The sequence below is a fragment of the Tepidanaerobacter syntrophicus genome (assembly GCF_001485475.2).
Taxonomy (GTDB): Bacteria; Bacillota; Thermosediminibacteria; order Thermosediminibacterales; family Tepidanaerobacteraceae; genus Tepidanaerobacter; species Tepidanaerobacter syntrophicus.
Genome location: NZ_DF977000.1, coordinates 336,426 through 358,970, shown reverse-complemented (window position 1 = coordinate 358,970; position 22,545 = coordinate 336,426). Strand labels below are relative to the sequence as shown.

Here is a 22,545-nt window from a genome sequence, read left to right as displayed (position 1 = left end):
CTTTATCCCTCCTTAAATTCTAGTTAATACACCTAACACCAATACTGAAATTACCGCACCCATGGAAGTAAGACCTATTATTCCAAAACCATTAAGTAACGGGTCTGAAGTTTCCAGTATTTTCGAAAGGCCAAGAGCGATAGCCATATTAAGCGGTATGTTTACAGGTCCTGTCGTTGCACTGGCTGAGTCAATTGCAATATCCACAAACTCTCTAGGTGCAAAATAACCCAAAACCATTGCCGTAAGCAGCACGGGGAAAAGAATGGTTTTAGTTGGTATGTTATTTAGTATCTTCACAATTCCTAAACTCATCCCCACTCCAAAGCCTATTCCTACAGCTTTTATCAGCACATTCATAGGTATAGCTCCTGTTGAAATTTCTTCTACTTCCATAGCAAGAGCCTTAAGGCCGGGTTCGACCATTGTTGCAAAATATCCTACCACAAAAGCGAATATCGCAATCAGGTATTTGTTATTAAGCACTACCAGATTTTCTCCTACTGAATCCCCCAGCGGAATCAAGCTAAGGGATATTCCTTTCAAAAACAGATGAAGTCCTATTATGCTAAGGAGCGTCCCGATAATAAGAGTGTTTATTTCTTCCAATGGTTTTCTTAAAATGATCACTTTAAAAACGCATAAGAACAGAACTATTGGCAAAACATTTTTTGCTGTTTCCCAAAATGCCTTTAAAATGTCGAATACGGTCATTGATTTACCAACTCCTTCCTTTATCTAATCAATACGCTAATTTTCGCCTTCAACCGCTCTGCTATAACTAGGATATCGATATATTCTGCTTGTGTCAACCTTTACAGCCTAATAAATCAACATTCTTTTTTAAGGCTTCTCTTGCGAGATATTAGAAAATAATGTTATTATAAAACCAAGGAGGAATGCTTATGGATATAAAAGTTTTAGGTACAGGTTGTCCTAAGTGTAAAATCTTAGAAAAGAACACTCAGGAAGCTGTAAAAGAACTTGGTATAAACGTAAATGTGGAAAAGATAACCGAAATTAAAAAAATCTTGGAATACGATATACTTTTGACCCCGGCCTTAATAATTGACGGTAAGGTTAAATCATCCGGCAAGGTGCTCACTAAAGGGCAAATTAAAAAACTTATAGCCGAGGCTCAAAAACAATAACAGTTATGATTTTAGTTTAGATATGCTGCCTTTACATTGCGGAAGATGCGTAAATCATCAAGCGGTTTTGCAAGGGTGCATATCTTTTTATTTTTCCGGAACAATTTTCTTGACCTATCGTCTATATTATGAGAAGGTAAAACCAGGGAGATGAAAAAATGAAAAAATCAAAACATTATGCCGCTATCTTTGTTGCGTTAATAATATTTTTGGTTTTAGGTCTGAGTTTATATATAAATATGCGCCCTTCCAATATAGCTCTTGCATCTGAGATTACTATGAAGCCCACCGATGAAGATAGTGCAGGCGCTGCTATCGATACCAAATTCGTCCTTTCGGCAAATTCTGCCCTTGATCCAAAATTCATCCGTGAAAATCTTTCAGTAGATCCTGCGCTGGACTTTACTGTTTCAAGGGATTCTAAAGATAATAAAAAAGTTATTATCTCGCCAACCCAGCCGTTAGAGCCTCAAAAAATATATAAATTTATCCTTTCTTCAGGGGATACTTCCACCCCTTTCATGTGGGCATTTCAAACAAAGGGAGATTTTAAGGTAATATCTACGCTTCCCGCAAATCAAGCTACCGGCGTTCCTCAAAATACAGGCATTGAAATCACATTTAGCCATGTAAATTTCGAAAATCTGCCAAAATTCTTTAGCATCACTCCGGCAGTAGAGGGCAGTTTTGAAATTCATAAAAAAACGGCGGTATTTGTGCCAAAGGGTTTAGAGCCTGAGACTCTGTATACTGTTACAATCAAGAAGGGTCTGCCTCTTTCCGGCAGCAGCCAAACTTTGAAGGAAGACTATACTTTTCAGTTTGAAACTTTGGAAAAATCTCAAGATGATCAAAGAACAGAGCTTACTTTTTTCAGACCTGTCAGTGAATTTTCGTCGTCTGAAAACCCTGTTTTCCAATTCGGATATTATGGTTTGAACAAAAATTCACTGCCTAAAAGCATTGACTTTACTGTATATAAATATAAAACAGCCGATGATTATATAAATGCCTTAAGCAAAAGACAAGAAATACCGTTTTGGGCTTATTTAAGCCGACAAAATTATCGAGAAGATATATCAGGACTAGAATCTGCTGCAAAATTTTCTTTACCTGTAAGAAATTTCGATGATACAACTTTTGTTGAATTTCCGGATGTTATGCCTCCCGGCTACTATATAGCCCAAGCTGTTACAAAAGAGGGCAAGACATACCAGGTGTGGTTTGAAGTTACCGACCTTGCGGTATACGCAGCCGTAGACAAAGACCAGACTCTTGTTTGGGTAAATGATTTGACATCTGGCAAACCGGTATCTAAAGCCAATGTAAGGATTTGGCAGCAAAAAGCATCTTCCACCACAGACGATACCGGATTAGCCAAAATTTCAGGCCTGGACAGCAGTTTTACTCAAGTTTATCCTATCGTTTCAAAAGACGGCAAGGAAGCAGTGGCGGCTATTTATCCCGGCTACCGGTTTTATTTCGATCAGGATCTGGATGATTCTGCAAAAAGTTACTGGAAGTATCTATATCTTGACAGGCCTTTATACAAGCCTGACAGCACTGTTAATTTCTGGGGATTGGTTAAGCCGAGAGAAAGCGGCGCAAAGCCTATTAATGATATAACCGTGTCTTTAATATCGTCTCAAGTAGAAAATGCCATACCCATAGAGACAAAAAATATCTCCTTAGATGGCTTCAGCTATACAGGAAGTTTTAAGCTTCCAAATTTGATTCCGGGTTATTATTTTCTAGAAGTAAAGCATGGCAGCAACGTCCTCTCATCTAAAGGATTTGAGGTTGCGACCTATGATAAACCTGCCTATCAGCTGGAGATTTCATCTTCCAAAAAGGCTGTATATGTAGGCGATAAAGTTGATTTTGAAGTTAAAGCCGCCTTTTTCGAAGGAACTCCTGTGCCAAATACCTCTTTAGAATATTACATACATGACTACAGCCGCGGAAACGTCGTTACAAATAACGAAGGTAGTGCCACAATTAGTTTTTCTCCCGAATTTAAGCAAGAATACGGATTTCTTCAATATGCCATTTTATTTCTTACCGCAAAACTGCCTGAAGCCGGAGACATTAGTGCCGAAGCACCCCTTTTTGTGCTAAATAATGATATTAAAATCAGTGCAACAGGCGATATTAAAAACAGAATCGGTAAAATCCAGGTATCCGTTGACAGGCTTACGGTAGATAAGGTCAACAGCGGCACATCAGATCCTTGGGATGAAAACTCTTATATAAGCGGACCTGCAGCAAACCACCCTCTTAAAGTTCGAGTCTTCCGGGAAGTGTGGGAAAAATATGAGAGTGGCACCTATTATGATTTTATAAATAAGAAGGTTCAGCCGCGTTACGAATATGAATACAGCAAGGTCTTAGAATCTGAAATCGAGACTACAACCGGCAAAGATGGAAAGGCTTTGCTTGATATTCCGGTAAAATCTGAGAACTCTTATATTATCGAGATCACTGCAGTAGATTTTAGGGGTAATCCTGCTGTATGCGAATATGGGATTTCGGGAAGCGGCAAACCTAAATATTACGGTTATACATGGTATTATATGGATGGTAAAGATTCTTACAAAGTCAATGAAAATGTAGAGCTTTCAATGAAGCAAAACGAGGCTCCGCTGTCATCTAGACCCAAGGGTTTCCTGTTTATCACATTGCGAGATGGGATTAAGGAAAGCTATGTAAAAGATGATCCGAAGTTTCAGAGCGTCTTTAAAGAAGAATTTATCCCAAACTTTTGGGTTAAAGGAGTTTACTTTGATGGGCGATATTACCATGAAGCCTCTGATTTCTTGGTAAGATACGATTCCAAAGAAAAGGAGCTTGATATTGGCATCGAAACAGATAAAAGCGAATACAAGCCGGGAGATACAGTAAATGCGGTAATTGAAGTAAAAGATAAGAATGGCAAACCTATTAAAGCACTGGTTAATGTGAATTTAGTGGATGAAGCGCTGTATGCATTACGCCAGGAGTATACAGATATATTATACAGCATATATAGCGATTTTTACGATTCAGGTATACGCATGACCGGTTATACTCACGAAAGCCCTGACGGCTCGATGGGATCTGGGGCTGAAGGTGGAGGCGAGGGAGGTTCTGAGCGGAGAGACTTTAAGGATGCAGTGCTCTTTAAAACAGTTGGCACAGATAAGAACGGAAAAGCAAAGTTTTCATTTAGCGTCCCTGATAATCTGACATCTTGGAGGCTTACATGTCAAGCAGTGACAGAGGACATTTTTGCCGGGACAAAAACAGCTCCCATCGTCGTTAAACTGCCATTTTTTGTAACTGCCGTTACAAATGACACTTATCTTACCGGCGATAAACCTGTAATACCTATTCGCGCTTTTGGCACTAAAATAAAGTCAGGAATGCCGGTATCCTACGAAATAACACTTAAAGGACTAAATAGCGCCATATCTAGAAAACTGAGCGGCAGTGCTTTTACATCTACCGGCTTCTCGCTTCCTGCTTTAGAAAAAGGAAACTATGAACTTGCTATTGCCGCAAAGACCTCCGGCGATCTTGCAGATAAATTAATCTTAAACTTTAATGTTTTAGACAGTTTGCTTACAAAACAGCAGGTTGATTTTTGGCTGATGAGCGAAGACCTTAAAATATCCGGTGCTGAAAATACACTTACAACTTTAACCTTTAGCGACTACGAACGCAGTCAATATTTAAATATGCTTTTCAAACTCAGATGGGTTGATGGCAGCAGAATAGACCAGCAGCTTGCAGCGATAAAAGCTCAAAAGTTGCTTAATGAATATTTCAATGACTTGGATCTGGGAATTGCGGCGGGAAGTAAAGAAGACATAAATCTTCTTAAGTATCAAACCGAAAAAGGCGGTATTGCGCTTCTTCCTTATAGCAGTGCCGATTTGGAACTTTCGACAAAGCTTGCTGCCTTATGCGGCAATGAATTTGATAAGGCAGCCCTTGCAAACTATTTTTATAAGATTGCAGAAGATCCTACAGAAAGTCGAGAAAGAAGCATGATAGCTCTTTGCGGCCTTTCGGCTTTAAATGAGCCGGTGCTTACAGAACTTAAAATTTTTTCTTCACAAAAGGATCTTACTGCAAAGGAGCAGCTTTATCTTTCCTTGGCTTTTCTTGAAATCGGAGACAAGCCCTCAGCATCCACATGTATCAAAGAAGTTTTAACGAAATACGGAGAAAACCTGCAAACCCAAATGCGTATAAAATACGGAACAGATCAAGATGATATATTGGAAGCCACATCTCTTGCATCGGCGATTTGCGCAGGTCTTAATATGCCAGAGCAGAACAAGCTAGAAGCATATGTTGCAGAAAATCTGCCGAAAGATGAGCTTTTTTACATTGAAGAATTAATGTTCCTTGAAAATGCTCTTCCGAATCTGCCAAAAAATCAGGCAAGCTTTGAATATGTGCTAGAAGGCAAAACAGAAAAGGTGACGCTTGAGCCCGGTAAGACTTTTTCTTTGCTGGTTGCACCTGAAAAACTTGCAGGATTAAAATTTAAGAACATCCGGGGCAAGGTGGGAATTACAGCTGTTTATCCAAAGTCTTTCGATGCCTCTGCTGCTTCAAGCCTAGATGGTGTAAAAATCAGCCGAAGCTATCAATCATCTGAAGGCAAGGCTAAAACTTCCTTTAAGGCAGGAGATTTAATTAAAGTGAGTATTTCTTATGAGTTTGGCAAAACAGCTCCTGATGGACCGTATCTTCTGACTGATTTGCTGCCGGCAGGGCTTAAGATGGTCGAAATGCCATTTTATCGGGGAGCAGGCGACAAATATACTCAATATCCAATATTAATAGATGGTCAAAAGGTGATGTTTGTAGTTTACGAAAAGAAGAATTGGACCTTAAATTACTATGCAAGAATTGTCAATCCCGGCGAGTTTAAGGCTGAGCCTGCTATAATCCAGCATATGACAAGCGGTATAGTATATAGGGCGAGCTCGGAAGATAGGATGAGCATAAAATGAAGAGGAGAGCTGTATTTTTTGTAATACTTTGTGTTATGTTTGTAATTGGAGGCGCCTCAAATAAAACAGAGGAGGAGAAATTTTTGCCTCAATTTTCCTCCTCCTCTAAGGTTCACCCTAATAATTTCTTCGATCCTAGATATTTTAAACCTGAATCTTCTCAAAAGCCGATTCCTTCGAATAAAAAGATTCGGGGAGCTGTAGTGCCTCATCATCTGCTGGCACACAGGATGATAGCCGATGTCTTTTCCAAAATGCAAAACGCACCGCCCAACTTGCTGATTTTGGTGGGACCTAACCATAAAAACCTGGGTCCAAAAATTTTAGTAAGTCGGCTGGGATGGCAGACGCCTTTTGGGACGGTAGAAGCAGACATAGAAGCTGTAGATTACTTAGTATCTTACAATATAGCAAAAGAAGATGAGTATGTATTTGATGGCGAGCACTCCATGGGCAACCTCATGCCTTTTATAAAATATTACTTGCCAAATACTAAGGTGCTGCCTATTATATGTCATTATGATGTATCAAAAAAAGAGACAAAGAAGCTGGCTGAAAACCTTTTGTCCTTGATTCAAAACGGAGCAGCAATTGTAGCTTCAGTGGATTTTTCTCATTATCTGACTGCTGATGAAGCGGCAAAAATGGATAAAGAAACTTTAAAAGCTCTAAACGACAACAATTGGGACAGTATTTTTTTAATGGGAAATGACCATCTGGACTCTCCCGCGTCTTTAGCCACATTATTTTTTGCCATGGAAAACGCCGGCATCCCTGATTTTACACTGGTAAGCCACACCAACTCAGGCATATTGCTTGGAAGTGACATAATAGAAACTACAAGCTATATGACCTTCTTATTTCAAAAATAGATAGAAAAGAGGTATCTTAAATTTAGCGAGGTTCATCTGCTAAACCTAATTTTCGGAGTGAAGGCACGATTGCCGTAGCTGTAAGGGCGATTGCTACACTGTAAATCAAATCAGAAAACACAAATGGGAATAATCCTGCAATTACAGCTGCCTTAAATGACATAGGTTTGCCCAAATAGAAATTCATGATTAAATATAAGTGAATAATACCGCATGAGTACACAATAGACATACCCGCCAAAATGGGGCCTAGTAGGCTGGTCAGTGTGATTTTATCCAATCTTTCCGTAAGTTTGCCTATAATATATGCGCAAAGTGAAAAACCTATTATGTAGCCAAATGTTGGTTGGAAAATATACATAGGGCCGCCTCCCTGAGTAAAAACCGGGAAACCCATTAAGCCAACGCTTAAATATAAAAGTTGTGAGTAAAGACCCCGCTTTGCGCCCAGTAGAATGCCCGAATAAGCACAAAACAAATATTGCAGCGTAAAAGGGACAAGGGGGGTAGGTATTTTGATAAATGCCCCGATTGCCGTAAGTGCGGCAAATAAAGCTATTAAAGCCATATCCCTAGTCTTTATGTTCATAAAAATTACCCCTTCCCATAATATTTTCTCTTATAATAGCAAAGGGAGGGGTAATTGTCAACTTTAATTTATATTATGGTTGACAATATATGAAATATCTCCTGCTTATTTGGCTGCAATTCTATACATTTCTTAGAATCCGGCCTTTTTTAAGTATTTCGGGATTTTACTAGCTATTCATAGTTACTCGATATGATATAATAAAGACGGTGATTATATAGTCTTATTGTTATTCTAAAATCATCCTTATAATTCATTCCCCGATAACTAATTTTACAATTTTTTGTGTGTATCTTAGATCTTCTAATACCATATCGGCTTTTTTTAATATTGTCGGATCTCCTATGCCTATAGCAAACATTCCCGCTCTTTTAATTGCTTCAATTCCAGCCACTGAATCTTCTATACCAACACACTTTTTCGGTTCTACTCCTAAATTTTCTGCAGCCGCAAGAAATATTTCCGGATCAGGTTTTACATTTACTATTTTTGCAGCATCTACAATATAATCGAATTCGCTCTTTATGCCCAAGTTTTCTAAAACTGTGTTTGCGTTGCGGCTAGCCGATGCTACGGCTAACTTTACGTTATATCTTTTCAATATCTTTATTAATTCTATACTGCCGGGCAATATATCGCCGGGTGTTATTTTTTGTATCATGCTTTTAAAGTAATCATTCTTTTTTGACGCAAAATAGTTTTTTTGTTCCTGGGAGTATTCTTTTTCGCTTTGCTTCAAAAGGATTTCTAGACTTTCCATTCGGCTAACTCCCTTAAGACTTTCATTGATTTTTTCATCGAAATAAATTCCTAATTCTTCAGCTATTTTCTTCCAAGCTTCATAATGAAATTTTGCTGTATCAGCAATAACTCCATCCAGGTCAAAGATAACTGCCTCATACCGCAAGAATATCACCTCAATAAATTAGCTGATTTTCACCCACATAATTTGGTAAGGTTGTAAAACAAATTGATTTTCCAATCGCCTGTTACTTATCAGCTCATATCCTGAATAAGCTGTATTAATCAGCACTGTCTCGCCGCAAACGTTTATCATGGCCAAAATTTGATCCCCTGTATCTTCATTAGTTCTTAAAACAGAAAATACACGACTATCTAGGAATAAAGCATTCTGAGTTGCTCTTGGACTAAAGGCGCTTTGTTTTTTTCTTATGCTAATTAATCGGGATAACCCATAGAAAATATTTCTGCGAATCGTGTTTGTTTCTAATTCAGCAAATAGGATATTTTTTTCTAGCTTTTCACGATTAATTCTGCGATAAATCCCTGATTCTTGGACACCTTTATAATAGTTTCTTGAACCAAGTAAGCTATGAATATAAATACCCGGCACTCCGACAAGGGACAATAGAATTCCATGAGCGGCTAAAAATCTATTAACACGGGTTGTATCATCTTCCTTGCTATCAGTTAGAGCATCTAAATAATTTATATTTAATTCGTAGGGGCATTTTGTCCCATTTCCGTTGTCTTTATATGAAATCAGCCCGCCATGTTTAATAGTGGTTTTTAACATCAGGTCTCTTTCTTCTTCTTCTAGAATCCCTTCTGTTGGACGCATGCCAATGCCATCATGAGATGCAAGAAAATTTAAGTATGTTGTCATTTCTGAGGTCTGTTTTAAATTATCAACCCATTGAAGCAGCTTTTGAGCGTTACCGGTATAAAAAGAAAATAAGGTCAGGGGTGGAAGAGCAAACTGATATACCATATGTGCTTCATCATATCCATCCCCAAAATAACTTATATTTTCCTTGTGTGGAACATTGGCTTCAGCAATTAAAATCGTACCTGGTGCTACTTTGTCTAGTACTTCGCGAATTATTTTTACCACCATATGGGTTTCGTCCAGATTCAGACAAGTAGTACCTTTTTTCTTCCATAAAAACCCTATGGCGTCAAGTCGAATATAGCGAGCGCCATTAGCAGCATACATCGCTAAAATTTCAAGAATCTCTAATAGCACTGCCGGGTTTTTGTAATTAAGATCGATTTGATCTTCACTGAAGGTAGTCCATAAATATTTTTTTCCGTTCACCGTTTCAAATGGTGTAAGAAGTGGCAAAGCACGAGGCCGAGACACCTTGCTATAATCCCCGTTAGGATCGGCTTCAATAAAGTAATCGTTGTACTTTTCATGTCCTGCCAAAAAATTTTGGAACCACTCACTGCTTTTTGATACGTGATTTATGACCGCATCAAACATTAAATCATAGTTCTCGCCTATGGCCTTTATGTCCCACCAATCTCCCAGCTTTGGATTGACTTGACGATAATCAATGATAGAAAACCCGTCATCAGATGAGTAAGGATAAAATGGCAAAATATGTACAGCGCTTATGGAATCTTTAACATAAGTAACCAAAAACTCCTTTAAAGTTTTTAGAGGCAGCTGTCCGTTTTCATATATGGAATCCGCATACGTAATTAAAATTATATCATTTTCATCTACCCAAGATTTAGAAGGCTTTTTTTTATGCTTGTATTTTTTAACCAATGCTTTGATATCTTCAAGGATTAAATTACTTTGAGTTCCATATAAAAATTCTAATTTTTTAAAAATGCTTTTTTCCCAATTGATTTCTTCTTGTATTACCATCGTCAACCTCCAATATGGATACATAATGCATTTTTGCTAAAAAGGAAATGCCATTTAGCTTTTAATTTCAACCATGAAGCAAGATTACTAACCCTATTTTTGCGGGCTAACCCCTTGTAAATCCACTCTTAACTTCTCTTTGAGCAAATATTTATCATTCCCTATAAAAATTTCTAATGGATAATCGGTTTTTGTTTTATTTTTTATTTGAACACAATCACGTGTAATTTCAATTTCCATGTTGTAGCCTTGAAACTTTAATGGCAACTTCAGTTTAAGCCACAATGGTGGGATTTTAGGGTTTATGTGTAATTTATCATCTTCGATGCTGATTCCTGCAAAACCGAAAACAATAGCTTTCCATATCCCTCCAAGGGAAGCAGCATGTATCCCTAAATCTGAAGATTTCATATTCGGGCCAAGGTCAATTTGAGCTGCTTTTTTAAAAAAGTCATATGCAGTATTTTTGTCATTAATATCGCAAGCTACTATGCAATGTACAGACAAACTTAAGGAAGAATCATGAAGGGTTTTCGGCTCATAATACTGCCAGTTTGCTTCTTTTACATCTTTTGAAAATTTATCCTTTAGCAAATACAATAGCATAACCACATCTGCTTGTTTTGAAACTTGCATGTTGTTGACCTGTTCCCGACTATAATCTTGCAAAATCGTTTGCATGGCAGAAGCATTTTTATATTTCGTTATGTCAATCAAGGGTTTAGATAGATAGGTATCATCCTGAGGAATCACCTTATCGGTTTTTCTAGGTTGAGGTAAGTATATCTTGTCAACTACTTCATTCCAAAGTTTAAATCGACGTTCCAAATCTAATTTCTTATTTAATCTCTTGAAGGTTTGAGGCATCTTTTCTTTGCATTCTCTATAATGGTTAATAGCTGTTTGTATATTCCAATGGGCCATATAGTTAGTAAAAGCATTATTATTTACCTGTTCTTTGTATTCATCAGGTCCTATTACATCATTTATACAGTAAGATTTTTTCTCCTCATCCCACTCAACGCGCTTTGCCCAAAACGAAGCTGTTTCAAATAATATTTCACTGCCGTATTTCTTCATAAAGTCTATGTCTTGTGTAGCTTTGTAATATTGCCATAAGGCATAAGCAATGTCACAGGTTATGTGCTGTTCCTTCAATCCTGATAATATCCTTGTCGCTTCTCCCGTTAGTATGTTTACGGCGCCCCATTCAGGCGTTTCTTCATCACCGGTAAAAGCTGATTCCCAAGGATACATAGCGCCTTCAAATCCGTTTTTTATAGCTTTTTTTCGTGCGCCATTTAGAGTATGATAGCGGTATTCCAACAGTTTTCGCGCAATTTGCGGGTTTGTAAAAGTAAAATATGGAAGAATAAAAATCTCCGAATCCCAAAATGTGTGACCTTTATAGCCTTCGCCTGTTAAGCCTTTTGCACCTATTCCAAATCTCGAGTCATGAGCAGGTGTCATAATCAATAGATGATATTGAGCAAATCGAACTGTCAACTGGTCAAAGGAATCTTTGCTTTCGATTTTTATATCTACTTCTTTCCAATACCTTTTCCACTTTTTAGCACTTTCATTAAATAATAAATCATATCCTTTACGATTCAGCTCTATAAATTCAGTTAAAGTCTTATCACGTAAGTCTTGCAAACTATATTCTTTATAGCAATAAGATTTGTCTAGACTGGTATGAACTGTACATATTTTTTCCATTATTAAAGTTTTCCCTTTGGGAATCATAAAGTCATACATCATTTCTAATTTGCGGCGGCTTATAATCATTCTTGGAGTTGGAATTTGCTTGTCGCTGTCTATTTTCCATGTATGACCAGAATGAAATATAAAATCAATTTTTGATTGGCAAGTAGTCTGAATAAATTCCATTATATTTTGGTCATATATTCGCTTTTCGCCTTCGTGGAAATGCTGCACTCCTGAATTAGTCATTTGGCCATTTATACCCGAAGTGACCCGGATGCAAGATTCGCCAGTCAAGGGTGTAATATAAACTTTCATGCCAATCAGATGTAAATTATCCAGTGAAACAAATCGTTTAAAGCAAAGTTTATACTTATCTTTGCTCGGACTTTCCCAGATTATATGGCGCGCCAACTCGCCTGTCTTTAAATTTAAACTCCTTTGGTATGAATATATAACCCCTTTCTCAAGAGAAAAAACTTCATTGTTAAGCACAATTTCTAGTTCGACTACGTCTGCGGCATTAGGTAGTTCTGAGGGTTCATAACAGTCAAACTTATTAAAGGTTCCAGCTATAAAGAGGCCTCGAGTTTGCTTTGTATAATTTTCTTCCATTGACGATCTAAGACCCATGTAACCATTTCCTAAAGCCATGATTGATTCGCATTTTCCCAGTAGCTGTGCATCAAAAGAAGTTTCACATATGATCCAATTTTTATATTCCTTATTTCCGCAATCATATAGCAGCATCGCTACATTTTCTCCTTGTTAGTTCTATATTTTAATTCTAAAAGAAACTTTTGATATCACCATTTTAATGGCTGGCTTGTTTCAGAGGATTTGTACATGATGTCGATGATTTTTTGGATAATAAGGCTTTCTTCCGCTTTGTACAACGGCTTTTTACCGTAAACACAACTATTTATGAAATCTGCAATACTCTCATAGCGTTTATCTATTTCTTGCAGATAAGGAAATTCCATATTTGTTAATGCAGTATCTGTTTCAGAAAATACCTCCAGAGGAAAAGCCGATGCTCCTGCTTTTTCACCAAAAATATGCACATTCATAATAGATTCTTCTTTCATGTTTAGGGCAAAAGATGTTTCAAGATTTAATGTGGCGCCATTTTTAAAACGTATAAAGCCGAATAATGAATCCTCTACAGTAAACTTAGCAGGGTCCCAGGAACCCATAAGCCCTACGCCGGACCGGTTTCCAATTCTCTGATGGGCTCCTGCGGCCACATAATCAGGCTCAGGAAAACCCATCAGATACAGGGCTGCATCTAGCATATGTATTCCTATGTCTATAAGCGGACCACCGCCTTGAACTTCTTTGTTAATAAAGTTCCCCCACCCAGGAATACCTCTTCTCCGCAAAGCCTGAACCCTAGCTGCATATATGTTGCCGAACATTCCCTTGTCTATCAATTCTTTTAAAATTTTAATTTCCTGAGCATGTCTAAAATGAAAGTTGAATGTAAGTATTTTTTTATTTTTCTTTGAAGCTTCATACATGGCTAAGGCTTCTTCATAATTCATAGCAGGAGGTTTTTCGCACAATACATGGCATCCTGCATTCAATGCATCTACGGCAGCCTGAGCATGAAACCGATTTATAACACATACGCTTACTGCATCAAGCTTACATTCTTTTAGCATATCTTGGTAATCTTTATAATAAGCTGCTATACCGTATTTGTCTGCCATATGCCTTGCTTTTTCTTCGTTTATATCACAAATAGCTGTCAGCTCGACTATATCTCTGTGTTTTATATAGGCAGGGATATGTGCTGTTTCTACGATCTGGCCTGCACCTATAATACCGACTCTTAGTTTTTGCATTTACTCCACCTTGCCCTTGCGATACATTCTTTTATATATTCAACAGATTTCTTATATTCCTCGGCAGGATTTTCGCCTAAAACCCTGCATTCAAAAGCCATGTATCCTTTATAGTCTATATCAAGCAGCGCTCTGAAACCCTCGACGAAATCAAGGTGCCCGTCCCCAGGTTGATACCTGTGACTGTCTGCAATATGGACATGTCCTATAAATTCCTTATATTTTAAAATACTTTCTGCAATATTCTTTTCTTCAATGTTCATATGGAAAAAATCTGCGGTTATTTTTACATTTTTGAACCCACCGTCGCAAATTAATTGTTTTGCTGTCTCCAAGGTATTTATCATATGATCTTCGTACCTGTTCAAAGGCTCAAGAAAAATAGCTGTGCCTGTAGAACCTGCTATATTATCAAGCCTTTTTAGCGAGTCCAAGAGAACATATCTGTCCTCTTCCGGGCTCCTTGGAGGTACCATAGGAGGTAACCTTAATGAAAACATTCCCCATGCAGCCGGGACTACTATGCCTTTAGCCCCTATTGAACCTGCGCGCTTAAGTATATTTTCGATGTCAGATATTGCCTGCATGCGTCTTTCTTCATTGAAGTCCCCTATCCAACCCCTATATCCTCCGCATACACTAGAAATATCGACACTAGTATTTCTCACTGCTGCCTCTACTTTATCAAACTTTTCAATAAGATATGCGCCATCAATTTCAAAGGCATCAAAGCCCATATCTCTTATCTCCAAAAGTTTTTGTTCAATTTCGCTGGAGTAAAATGGTTTATCCTGAGTTGCAAGTTTCATAATAACCTCCTAAAACTCCACGCCCATTTTTATGCTTAGGTGCGGCTCCCTATCTACATATTTCATATATCCCTCTGCAGATTTTTCGAAAGGCACTACAGGGTTTATAATATCTTCACAGTTCAGGTATCCATTGGTTAAGAGTTCCCAGCAAACTTCTTCTATTCTTTTCCTGTTCCAGCGGGGATATTCTGGATTTGGCTCGCTGCAAGCTCTGGAAAAAACAATTCTGCCATAGTTGAAATGGGCCTCTTTCCCAAAATTTAGACCTCCGGTTATTTCCTTTCCAAATGCTCCGTATGCAATGATTCCGCCATAAGCAAGACCTCTCAACGCGCTTTGCAGTGCCGCCGGATGACCGCTGGTCTCAACTACTGCATCGACTCCCATCTTTTCTGTCAATTTTTTAAGCTCCATTCCTACATCCGTCGTCGTGGAATCTAAAACAACATCTGCTCCGTTTTTCTTGGCTACCTGTCTTCTTATCTCAATCGGATCTATAGCAGCAACAAGGCTTGTCCCCATTTTCTTGCATAGTTGAACAGCAATCTGTCCTATGGCGCCTAATCCGAACACCGCAACCCTATCGCCTACTCTTATATTGGCATCTCTTACTGCGCCCATAGCAAATTGTGCCGGATCATAACACAGTGCATTTTTCCAAGAGGCATTTTCTGGAAGTTTTCGCAGTCGGTAGTTGTTTACGGCATTAACAATATGGGTCTCCCTAATGCCTCCATAAGAACATACTCTATCACCTAATTCATAATCCTTTACCTCGCTGCCTTTTTCTATTATTCTACCAACCCATTGGTTTCCTAAGTTCCACTTGCCGAAGACTATTTCGGTTTGTTCCTCTTTTGCTCTCGGAACAAACATGTGCCATTCGCTATCGTACTTTTCTTTCAAAAATGGGCTGTTGCCCCTAAAATCCGTCAATTCCGTTCCATGCTTTGGCGCAGCATATTCAACTTTAACTTTTACTTCATTTGGCAAAATTTCTCTATCTTCGTATTCTACTATTTCCGCCACGCGCGGCGCTACAGCTACCAATTGTCTTGGCATGATATATCACCCTTTTAAAAATAATAGTTTGTTATCTTATACATTTTTAAGTTCTAAGCCTTAATTTTTTTGTGTCTATCTAATAGGTATAGAATCAAATCCTGTCAAATATTGCCGTGTATTTGAAAACATCTCATTAAACAATGCCTTTGCATTAGAGATGCTGATATTTTTAACTAATGGATCATTTAAAAATGCGGCAAAAGCTAACTTCTTTTTCTTTTCAAGCCCTGCCTTAAGTATTGCTTTTTGATTATTCATATGAACACTCATTATCAAGTTAACTTCATCAGGCAGCTTGCCTGCAGTCAAAGGACGTACACTGTTTTTTGTAAATAGCGCATTAGTCTCAACGACAATGCCTTCATCGCAATCCATCTGATTATGATTTGGCAGATTCACATTTGTAATTATATCCTTTAAGCCTAGCAGCGCTTTTATTTGGCGCACGCCCTCTTCGCCAGATGCCGTTATAGGTACTTTCTTCTCTTTATTAGCATATTCTCTGCTCAATTTTGCGAGCATTGCCTTGTTCTCTATGCGCCAATTTACGGGAGTAAGGTTGAAACCCCATTGAGCTATTGTTTTTTTATCTCTGGCGTAGTCAGGCACAAATTCTGCAAGATGCCTGTCTCCTGCTGCTGCAATAATTCCATATCTTCTATATAAATCAAATTTGACCAGGTTTTTTGACATAAAATGAACGTCGGTAATCTTATCACAAATCCCATCTTTATAATACTTTTTGACAAGTCTGTCATATATGGGCATTAGGTCATAAGTTTTATAGCTTGCTTCATTGATCCATGTAAAATGGTTGATCCCTAAAACATTGGTGTTTAAATTATGCCTGTCTGTTTCCTCAATACCTTCAAATTCCTTTAAAGCCATCAGCAAAAGTCTTTGAGCTCCAAAAACTTCATGGCAACAACCAAAGGCTTTTATTTCAGGAAAAACGGCGTATAACGTAGCCACGCAAATCGACATGGGATTAGTATAGTTTATCGCCCATGCATCTTTAGCGTATCTTTTAATAGAGTTTGCAATCTCTTCATACATTGGAATCGTTCTTAATGCCCGAAATATACCGCCTGGGCCGGTAGTATCTCCTACGGGCTGATAAATTCCGTATTTTTCCGGAGTGTGAACATCTGAAAACATTTCCTTAAACGTCCCCGGCGTAATTGATATTATGACAAAATCGGCTCCTGATAAGCCTTCTTCCAGCGTTGAAACGCTTTTGTAAGTCCAATGTCCTTTTGCTTCTTCATATCCTGAAATGATATTCCCGATAATGGCATTGGTTTCAGCTGATTTGCTATCAATATCATAAAGCCTTACCGTCCCGGACAAGCTTTCCTCCAAATACAAATCACTCATTAATTTCCATGCCCATCCTTGAGAACCACCGCCAATATAACAAATATTAATATCAGAACAGCTATTTTCTGAGTATTTCATACAGCACCTCTATCAAGTATTGTAATTGACCTTTATTGGTTTACCCGTTGTGCTTGATTTATATATTGCATCAACTAATATTAAGGATTTCAGTGCTTCTTCGCCGTTTACCGCCGGCTCTCTGTTTTCCTTGATTGCAGAAACAATGTCCTGTAATTGAATTTTGTGAGGGAAAACCGTTTCTGAACCTGCATATTCCTCACCGTTTCTCAGTTTCCACTGCTTAACAGTGTTATTTTCCAATATAACTGTACCATCATTGCCTGAGATATCTATTCTGGTATTAAAACCCGGATATGCGCAAACATTAGCTTCAAGAATACCTATCGCACCATTCTTAAACTTTAGCACAGCCATAGCAACATCTTCTGCATCAATATCTACATGAGCAAGGGTTTCTGCATATCCATAGACTTCTTCAACATCCCCCATTAAATATTGAAATAAGTCTAACTGATGAATGCCTTGATTAATAAGGGCGCCGCCGCCAAGTTCTCTAGAGCCTCTCCATGCCACTTCATTATAATACTCCTGTGGACGGAACCATTTTGTATGGCAGCAACCGGAATTTAACTTTCCCAGTTTATTTTCATCTATCGCTTTCTTTAAGTTTAAAATATCAGAGTCAAAACGATGTTGAAAAATACAACTCAGCTTAACATTGTTTCTCTTGCAATGTTCTATTAAGTCCCTTGCCTTATTGACATTAATATCTATAGGTTTTTCTACTATAACATGCTTTTTTGCCTGAGCAGCTTTTATGCCTAAATCTGCGTGCAGTCCACTGGCTGTCAAGATAATTACTGCATCAATATCCTCATTTTTCAGTAATAAATCAATATCGCTATACCCCTTGACATTTTCCATAGCTGCTACTTTTTTTGCTTTTTCTATAGTTCTGTCATATACAGCGACTAGATTGGCTTCATCGATTTCTTTTAAGGCTGCAATATGGGTTGTCGATATAGACCCTAATCCGATAATGGCAAAATTTACAATCTCCTTCAACTAATCATCTCCATTTCCAGGTAATAACAGAAGTTATATAATCATCGTTTCTTTCCAAAACATTTTTATAGATATTGTTGAATTTCTCAAAACTTTCTTTCTGTGATATCAAAGAGGTTACGTTTATTCTTTTTTCTTTTAAAAGATTTAAAAAACAAAGAGCATTATCTCTGAAACACCAATGAGCGGTATAGGATTGCATTGCAGGATTGGTAGAAATATGCGCTCCAATAACAACAAGCCCTTTTTTATGTATATCTTTATAAAAATTAATTTCTGTGTTTCCGCGAGTACTGCCTAAAATTATTACCCTGCCCAAATTACATGCATATCGCAATGATAATTTAATTGGTTCGGGAAAACCTGTGGATTCAATTACTACCTGAGGCAGGCAGCCATTATTCACATTCTTGAATTCTTGTTCCAGATTTTTCATATTGGCATCGAATGTATATGTACAGCCATTTATTTTAGCAAGTTCAAGCTTGCTTTCAACAACATCTATACCTATAATAGGCAATGCCCCATTAGCTTTTGCAAGCTGCATAGCCATTTGACCTATCAGTCCAAGGCCAAAAACTAAAACTCCTTCTCCAAGCTCTATCCTTGCTTTTCTGACGGCTTGCATAGCAATAACACCTATTCTAACAAAAGCAGCTTCTTCAAAAGTTACCCCATTAGGAATATGCACCAAATTATGCTGTTCTATATTACCGATTGTCCTATGGGCAAGGATTCCTGCAACTCTGTCTCCAGGCTTAAATCCTTTAACATTACTGCCGACTTTTGTTACTATGCCCGCAACACTATAACCTAAAGTTCTGGGATAGCTCTTATCAGTGTTTTCCATGCTCAATATAAATGCTCTTTCGGTCCCCGGGCTCACTACTGACGTTATCACTTCCACTTGAACCTGTGTATCAGATGGATCATCTACTTCTTCTTCTAATAAATATATCTTTGCATCTTCGTTTGATGTTATTCTTAGGCTTTTCATAGAAATCCTCCTATAAAGTATAAGCAGCTACTATTTAACCCTTTACTCCGCCTTCAGTTGCGCCTTTGCGCATAAGCAGTTCGCTTGCTCCATACATTAGGACAACGGGTATTGAGGTTACTATGGCGGATGCCATCATCCTGCCCCAAATGTAATCAGGTCGATTAAACAGTGAGTTTAAGCCTATAGATAGAGTAAACATATCTGATGAGCTTAAGAAAATAGAAGCAAACAAAAAATCATTCCATGCAACCATAAAGGCGTATACAAAAACCGAAACTATGCCAGACAGCGAAAGTGGAATAATTATATAAGTAATGACTTGTAACCTATTCAGACCGTCGATGCGTCCGGCTTCTTCTATTTCAACGGGTATTGTGTCAAAATAGCTTTTTAACATATAGATAGACGTGGGAAGCGTCTGCACAATCATTGTAATTATTAGCGCCTCTCTATGGTTGTACAATCCAATTGCTGAAATTATTTTAAATAGAGGCACTACTAAAAGTATGCCCGAAAACATATATACTAAATAAAAGCCATTATTTATGACCGTTTTCCCCATAAATTTCAACTTTGACAGACTATATCCCCCTAAAATCCCCAAAGCCACGGAAATAAAAGAGGACAACACGGAAACGTACATACTGTTTTTAAAATATGTCAAAAATGGAAATATCCTAGGATTAAAAATACTCTTGTAATGCTCGAAAGTTATGTTTTTAGGTAAAAATGTCGGTGGAAATTGGATAGCTTCGTTTGTAGTTTTTATAGAAACTACAAACATAATTAAAAAAGGAAACAGTATTGCCGCTAAAAAAACTATTAAACCAACATAAAATAATATATTTTTTAAAATCTTTTTATTCACTGCCGGCATCTTTGAGCACCCTCTTTCTGCCGCTGAGTATTATAGTAAATATTATTATAAATAGAATAATAGAAATGGCAGCCGCTTTGCCCATATCTTTTCTTGCAAAGGCAACCATGTAAAGGTAGACGCTTATAGTATTAACTTCTTTTGTTAGAAGGTAAACTTCCGTAAACATATAAAAAACCCAAATTGTCCTCAGTGTTACTATTGTTGCTAATACAGGCATTATTTCAGGTATTGTAATATATTTGAACTTGTGCCAACCGTTGGCACCATCAATTTCCGCTGCTTCATATAGGCTGCTATCTATGGTTTGTAGTATTGCATAAAAGGATATAAAGGCATACGGGAAGAATCTCCACACCGAAAATAAAACAACTAATATAAATGCGCTGTATTCATTGTCAAACCAAAGAGGGGCAGCATTAAATAAATGAAGAACATCCACTAGAATGTAATTGACAACGCCATATATGTTATTAAACATATATTTCCATGAAAAAATCAAAGCAATGGACGGAACAATGTAAGGCAGGATTATTAGCGCTTTTACTGTTTTTTTAAATTTAAATTCTCTATTTATGTATATGGCTACAAACAGACCTAACGCTGTGCTAAGTACAACTACTGAGGCTGTAAATAGGATTGTAGTAACTAATGACTTATAAAAATTTATATCAGAAAATGTGTCAATGTAATTCTTTAATCCTATAAAGTCAGATGGAAGTTTAGGATTTAACGGAATTTTATAAAAACTTATTATGATATTATTAATCATAGGGTAGCCGATTAGCAGCAAAACAAGTAAGATACATGGTGCCAATAATATATAAGCAAAATGGGATTCTTTTAATCTTTTCACAGCTTATGCTCCTAATGATTATTTTTAGGTGAAGAAAACGTTCCCCTGCATACCGCGAATAACTGTGTAATTTCAATATACAGGGGAAACAATACTAATTTCTTCTACAAGTATATTTTACCGCACTTATCTTTATTGTTCTAACAGAGCTTCTATTTCAGCATTTGTTTCATTTGCGACCTTTGCCGGATCTTCGCCTTTGACTGTAACTCGATTTACTGCATTAGATATAATCCCGCTACTTGTAATATCGCCCATTATCAAGAAATTTTTACCGTTAACTGAACCAAAGGCTTGCAAACTGTTAAAGGCTCCTGCAATATCATCGGCGATTCCGGCAAAAGATTGGATAACCGGGTTGTCTAAATATTTATCCGAAGCCGCTACAGATTTTAAGACCGGTTGCTGGCCACCAGGCGACATGTGCAGCCATTTTATATTCACTTCATCATCTAATAAATAACTTGCAAATTTTATAGCCGCGGTCCTTTCTGCTTCAGGCATATCAGCCTTTATTGTTATCAAGCCCACGTGCCCGTATGCTGCGCTTACTTTATTTTTAGGAATGGCAAAACCTACTTCTTCCATCTTACCTGCTTCATAAAGAGACGGAATCATATATGTAGAGTAAATTGCCATGGGCACTGATCCATTCATAAACGCATCCCTGACAGCAGTTACATCATTTGAGCCCGGCATAGTGTACTCATATAATGATTTGTAGAATGCCAAAGCCTCAATCATCTCAGGGGTGTTAAATGTTGCTTTGCAGTCTGCATCCAAAACGTTCGCATTGTTAGAAAGGGCAAACTGTGAAAAACCTTGCTGGGCAAAACCATCATTGGCAGTTGGTATTGCTATGCCGTACTTTTTGTTAGCGGGATCGGAAAAGGCTTTCGCTGCAGCTAATATATTATCCCAAGTATCTGGCGCCGCTAAATTTTTCTCTTCAAATGCAGTTTTGTTATACCATATTCCTTGTACCCAACCGCCTATAGGCACTCCCGTATAGTTTGTGCCGTCTTCAGTTTTGATAACGTTCAAAATTCCATCGAAGAAAGCGCTCTCGCCCTTTGAATCAATAACCTCTTTAACTGCGGCAAAATCAATAAATTCATTTTTTGCATTGAGTTTCGCCTGATCTTGACTCATTTCCATTATAGCCGGAAGTTCTCCGCTATTACCTAATGCAGTAATTTTTGTTTCATAGCTGTCTTCATCAGTAGGCATCTGCTCAACTTTAATACCTGGATTCTTCGCCTCGAAATCTTTTATTATGCCATCGATTATCTCTTGCCTTTCTTGCTCAATCATCGTGTGCATGAATTGAATTTTTACTTCTTCGCTTGTCTCACTATCTTTTCCTGGGGTAGTATTTTCTGAAGAATTTGATGCACAACCAACAGCACTTACCATTAAAACCATAACTATCAGCAGGGCTAAAAACTTTTTCATCTCTAACTCCCCTTTTAATTTTATTATTGGTTTTCATTATAACATTATGAAACCGTTTTTACAATTTTATAATGTTTCGTTTTAAAGGAACTTAAAATAAATTTTCCGCATATACTTGATTTTTCTTTGATTTTCTTCATTTTTCATTATTAAAATATTTTGTCACATTATATGTTATGAAACCGGTTTTTTCATTGACTTTTTTATACTATTAGGATTATAATT

Annotated in this window: 17 protein-coding genes; 3 read left to right on the top strand and 14 right to left on the bottom strand. The window is 37.6% G+C overall.

Features of this window, described 5'->3' with window-relative positions; genetic code table 11:
- Positions 1-12 precede the first annotated feature (12 nt).
- Positions 13-714, bottom strand: a complete 702-nt coding sequence (locus tag TSYNT_RS04815) for a DUF1538 domain-containing protein (protein WP_059032255.1) — start codon at positions 712-714, stop codon at positions 13-15.
- Between the two features lie 191 nt (positions 715-905).
- Here TSYNT_RS04815 and TSYNT_RS04810 point away from each other — a divergent pair, with 191 nt between their 5' ends.
- From TSYNT_RS04810 to amrB, 3 genes are all read left to right on the top strand, one after another.
- The gene (locus tag TSYNT_RS04810) at positions 906-1,151 is read left to right on the top strand and encodes a thioredoxin family protein (RefSeq protein ID WP_059032254.1); all 246 of its coding nucleotides are present in this window, start codon (positions 906-908) and stop codon (positions 1,149-1,151) included.
- Between the two features lie 158 nt (positions 1,152-1,309).
- A complete protein-coding gene (locus TSYNT_RS04805) occupies positions 1,310-6,157 on the top strand; it encodes an Ig-like domain-containing protein (protein ID WP_059032252.1) in 4,848 nt (1,615 codons plus the stop codon).
- Entirely contained in the window at positions 6,154-7,029 is an 876-nt protein-coding gene (gene amrB / locus TSYNT_RS04800; RefSeq protein WP_059032250.1) for an AmmeMemoRadiSam system protein B, read from the top strand. The genes TSYNT_RS04805 and amrB overlap by 4 nt, the downstream gene beginning before the upstream one ends.
- Positions 7,030-7,051: 22 nt before the next feature.
- Here the strand turns inward: amrB and TSYNT_RS04795 are convergent, their stop codons facing one another.
- The 13 genes from TSYNT_RS04795 to TSYNT_RS04735 all read right to left on the bottom strand — a co-directional run bounded on the left by TSYNT_RS04795 (position 7,052) and on the right by TSYNT_RS04735 (position 22,320).
- Entirely contained in the window at positions 7,052-7,618 is a 567-nt protein-coding gene (locus TSYNT_RS04795; protein ID WP_059032248.1) for a biotin transporter BioY, read from the bottom strand.
- Between the two features lie 253 nt (positions 7,619-7,871).
- A complete protein-coding gene (gene pgmB, locus TSYNT_RS04790) occupies positions 7,872-8,525 on the bottom strand; it encodes a beta-phosphoglucomutase (protein WP_059032246.1) in 654 nt (217 codons plus the stop codon).
- An 18-nt stretch (positions 8,526-8,543) separates the two neighbouring features.
- Complete coding sequence (locus tag TSYNT_RS04785) at positions 8,544-10,238, bottom strand: sugar phosphorylase (protein WP_174221081.1); 1,695 nt, start codon at positions 10,236-10,238, stop codon at positions 8,544-8,546.
- A gap of 93 nt (positions 10,239-10,331) precedes the next feature.
- The gene (locus TSYNT_RS04780) at positions 10,332-12,692 is read right to left on the bottom strand and encodes a glycoside hydrolase family 65 protein (RefSeq protein WP_059032244.1); all 2,361 of its coding nucleotides are present in this window, start codon (positions 12,690-12,692) and stop codon (positions 10,332-10,334) included.
- 56 nt (positions 12,693-12,748) lie between these two features.
- Complete coding sequence (locus TSYNT_RS04775) at positions 12,749-13,789, bottom strand: Gfo/Idh/MocA family protein (RefSeq protein WP_059032243.1); 1,041 nt, start codon at positions 13,787-13,789, stop codon at positions 12,749-12,751.
- Positions 13,777-14,598, bottom strand: a complete 822-nt coding sequence (locus tag TSYNT_RS04770) for a sugar phosphate isomerase/epimerase family protein (RefSeq protein WP_059032241.1) — start codon at positions 14,596-14,598, stop codon at positions 13,777-13,779. The genes TSYNT_RS04775 and TSYNT_RS04770 overlap by 13 nt, the downstream gene beginning before the upstream one ends.
- 9 nt (positions 14,599-14,607) lie before the next feature.
- The gene (locus TSYNT_RS04765) at positions 14,608-15,663 is read right to left on the bottom strand and encodes a zinc-dependent alcohol dehydrogenase (protein WP_059032239.1); all 1,056 of its coding nucleotides are present in this window, start codon (positions 15,661-15,663) and stop codon (positions 14,608-14,610) included.
- A 75-nt stretch (positions 15,664-15,738) separates the two neighbouring features.
- Positions 15,739-17,124 (bottom strand): family 4 glycosyl hydrolase, encoded by a 1,386-nt coding sequence (locus TSYNT_RS04760; RefSeq protein WP_059032237.1) that lies wholly within the window; start codon positions 17,122-17,124, stop codon positions 15,739-15,741.
- 12 nt (positions 17,125-17,136) lie between these two features.
- Entirely contained in the window at positions 17,137-18,132 is a 996-nt protein-coding gene (locus tag TSYNT_RS04755) for a Gfo/Idh/MocA family protein (RefSeq protein ID WP_059032235.1), read from the bottom strand.
- A gap of 4 nt (positions 18,133-18,136) precedes the next feature.
- Complete coding sequence (locus TSYNT_RS04750) at positions 18,137-19,129, bottom strand: zinc-dependent alcohol dehydrogenase (RefSeq protein ID WP_059032234.1); 993 nt, start codon at positions 19,127-19,129, stop codon at positions 18,137-18,139.
- A 34-nt stretch (positions 19,130-19,163) separates the two neighbouring features.
- A complete protein-coding gene (locus TSYNT_RS04745) occupies positions 19,164-20,009 on the bottom strand; it encodes a carbohydrate ABC transporter permease (protein ID WP_059032232.1) in 846 nt (281 codons plus the stop codon).
- A complete protein-coding gene (locus TSYNT_RS04740) occupies positions 19,993-20,865 on the bottom strand; it encodes a carbohydrate ABC transporter permease (protein WP_059032230.1) in 873 nt (290 codons plus the stop codon). Before TSYNT_RS04740 ends, TSYNT_RS04745 begins: the two co-directional genes overlap by 17 nt.
- Before the next feature lie 132 nt (positions 20,866-20,997).
- Positions 20,998-22,320, bottom strand: a complete 1,323-nt coding sequence (locus tag TSYNT_RS04735; protein ID WP_059032228.1) for an ABC transporter substrate-binding protein — start codon at positions 22,318-22,320, stop codon at positions 20,998-21,000.
- Positions 22,321-22,545 lie beyond the last annotated feature (225 nt).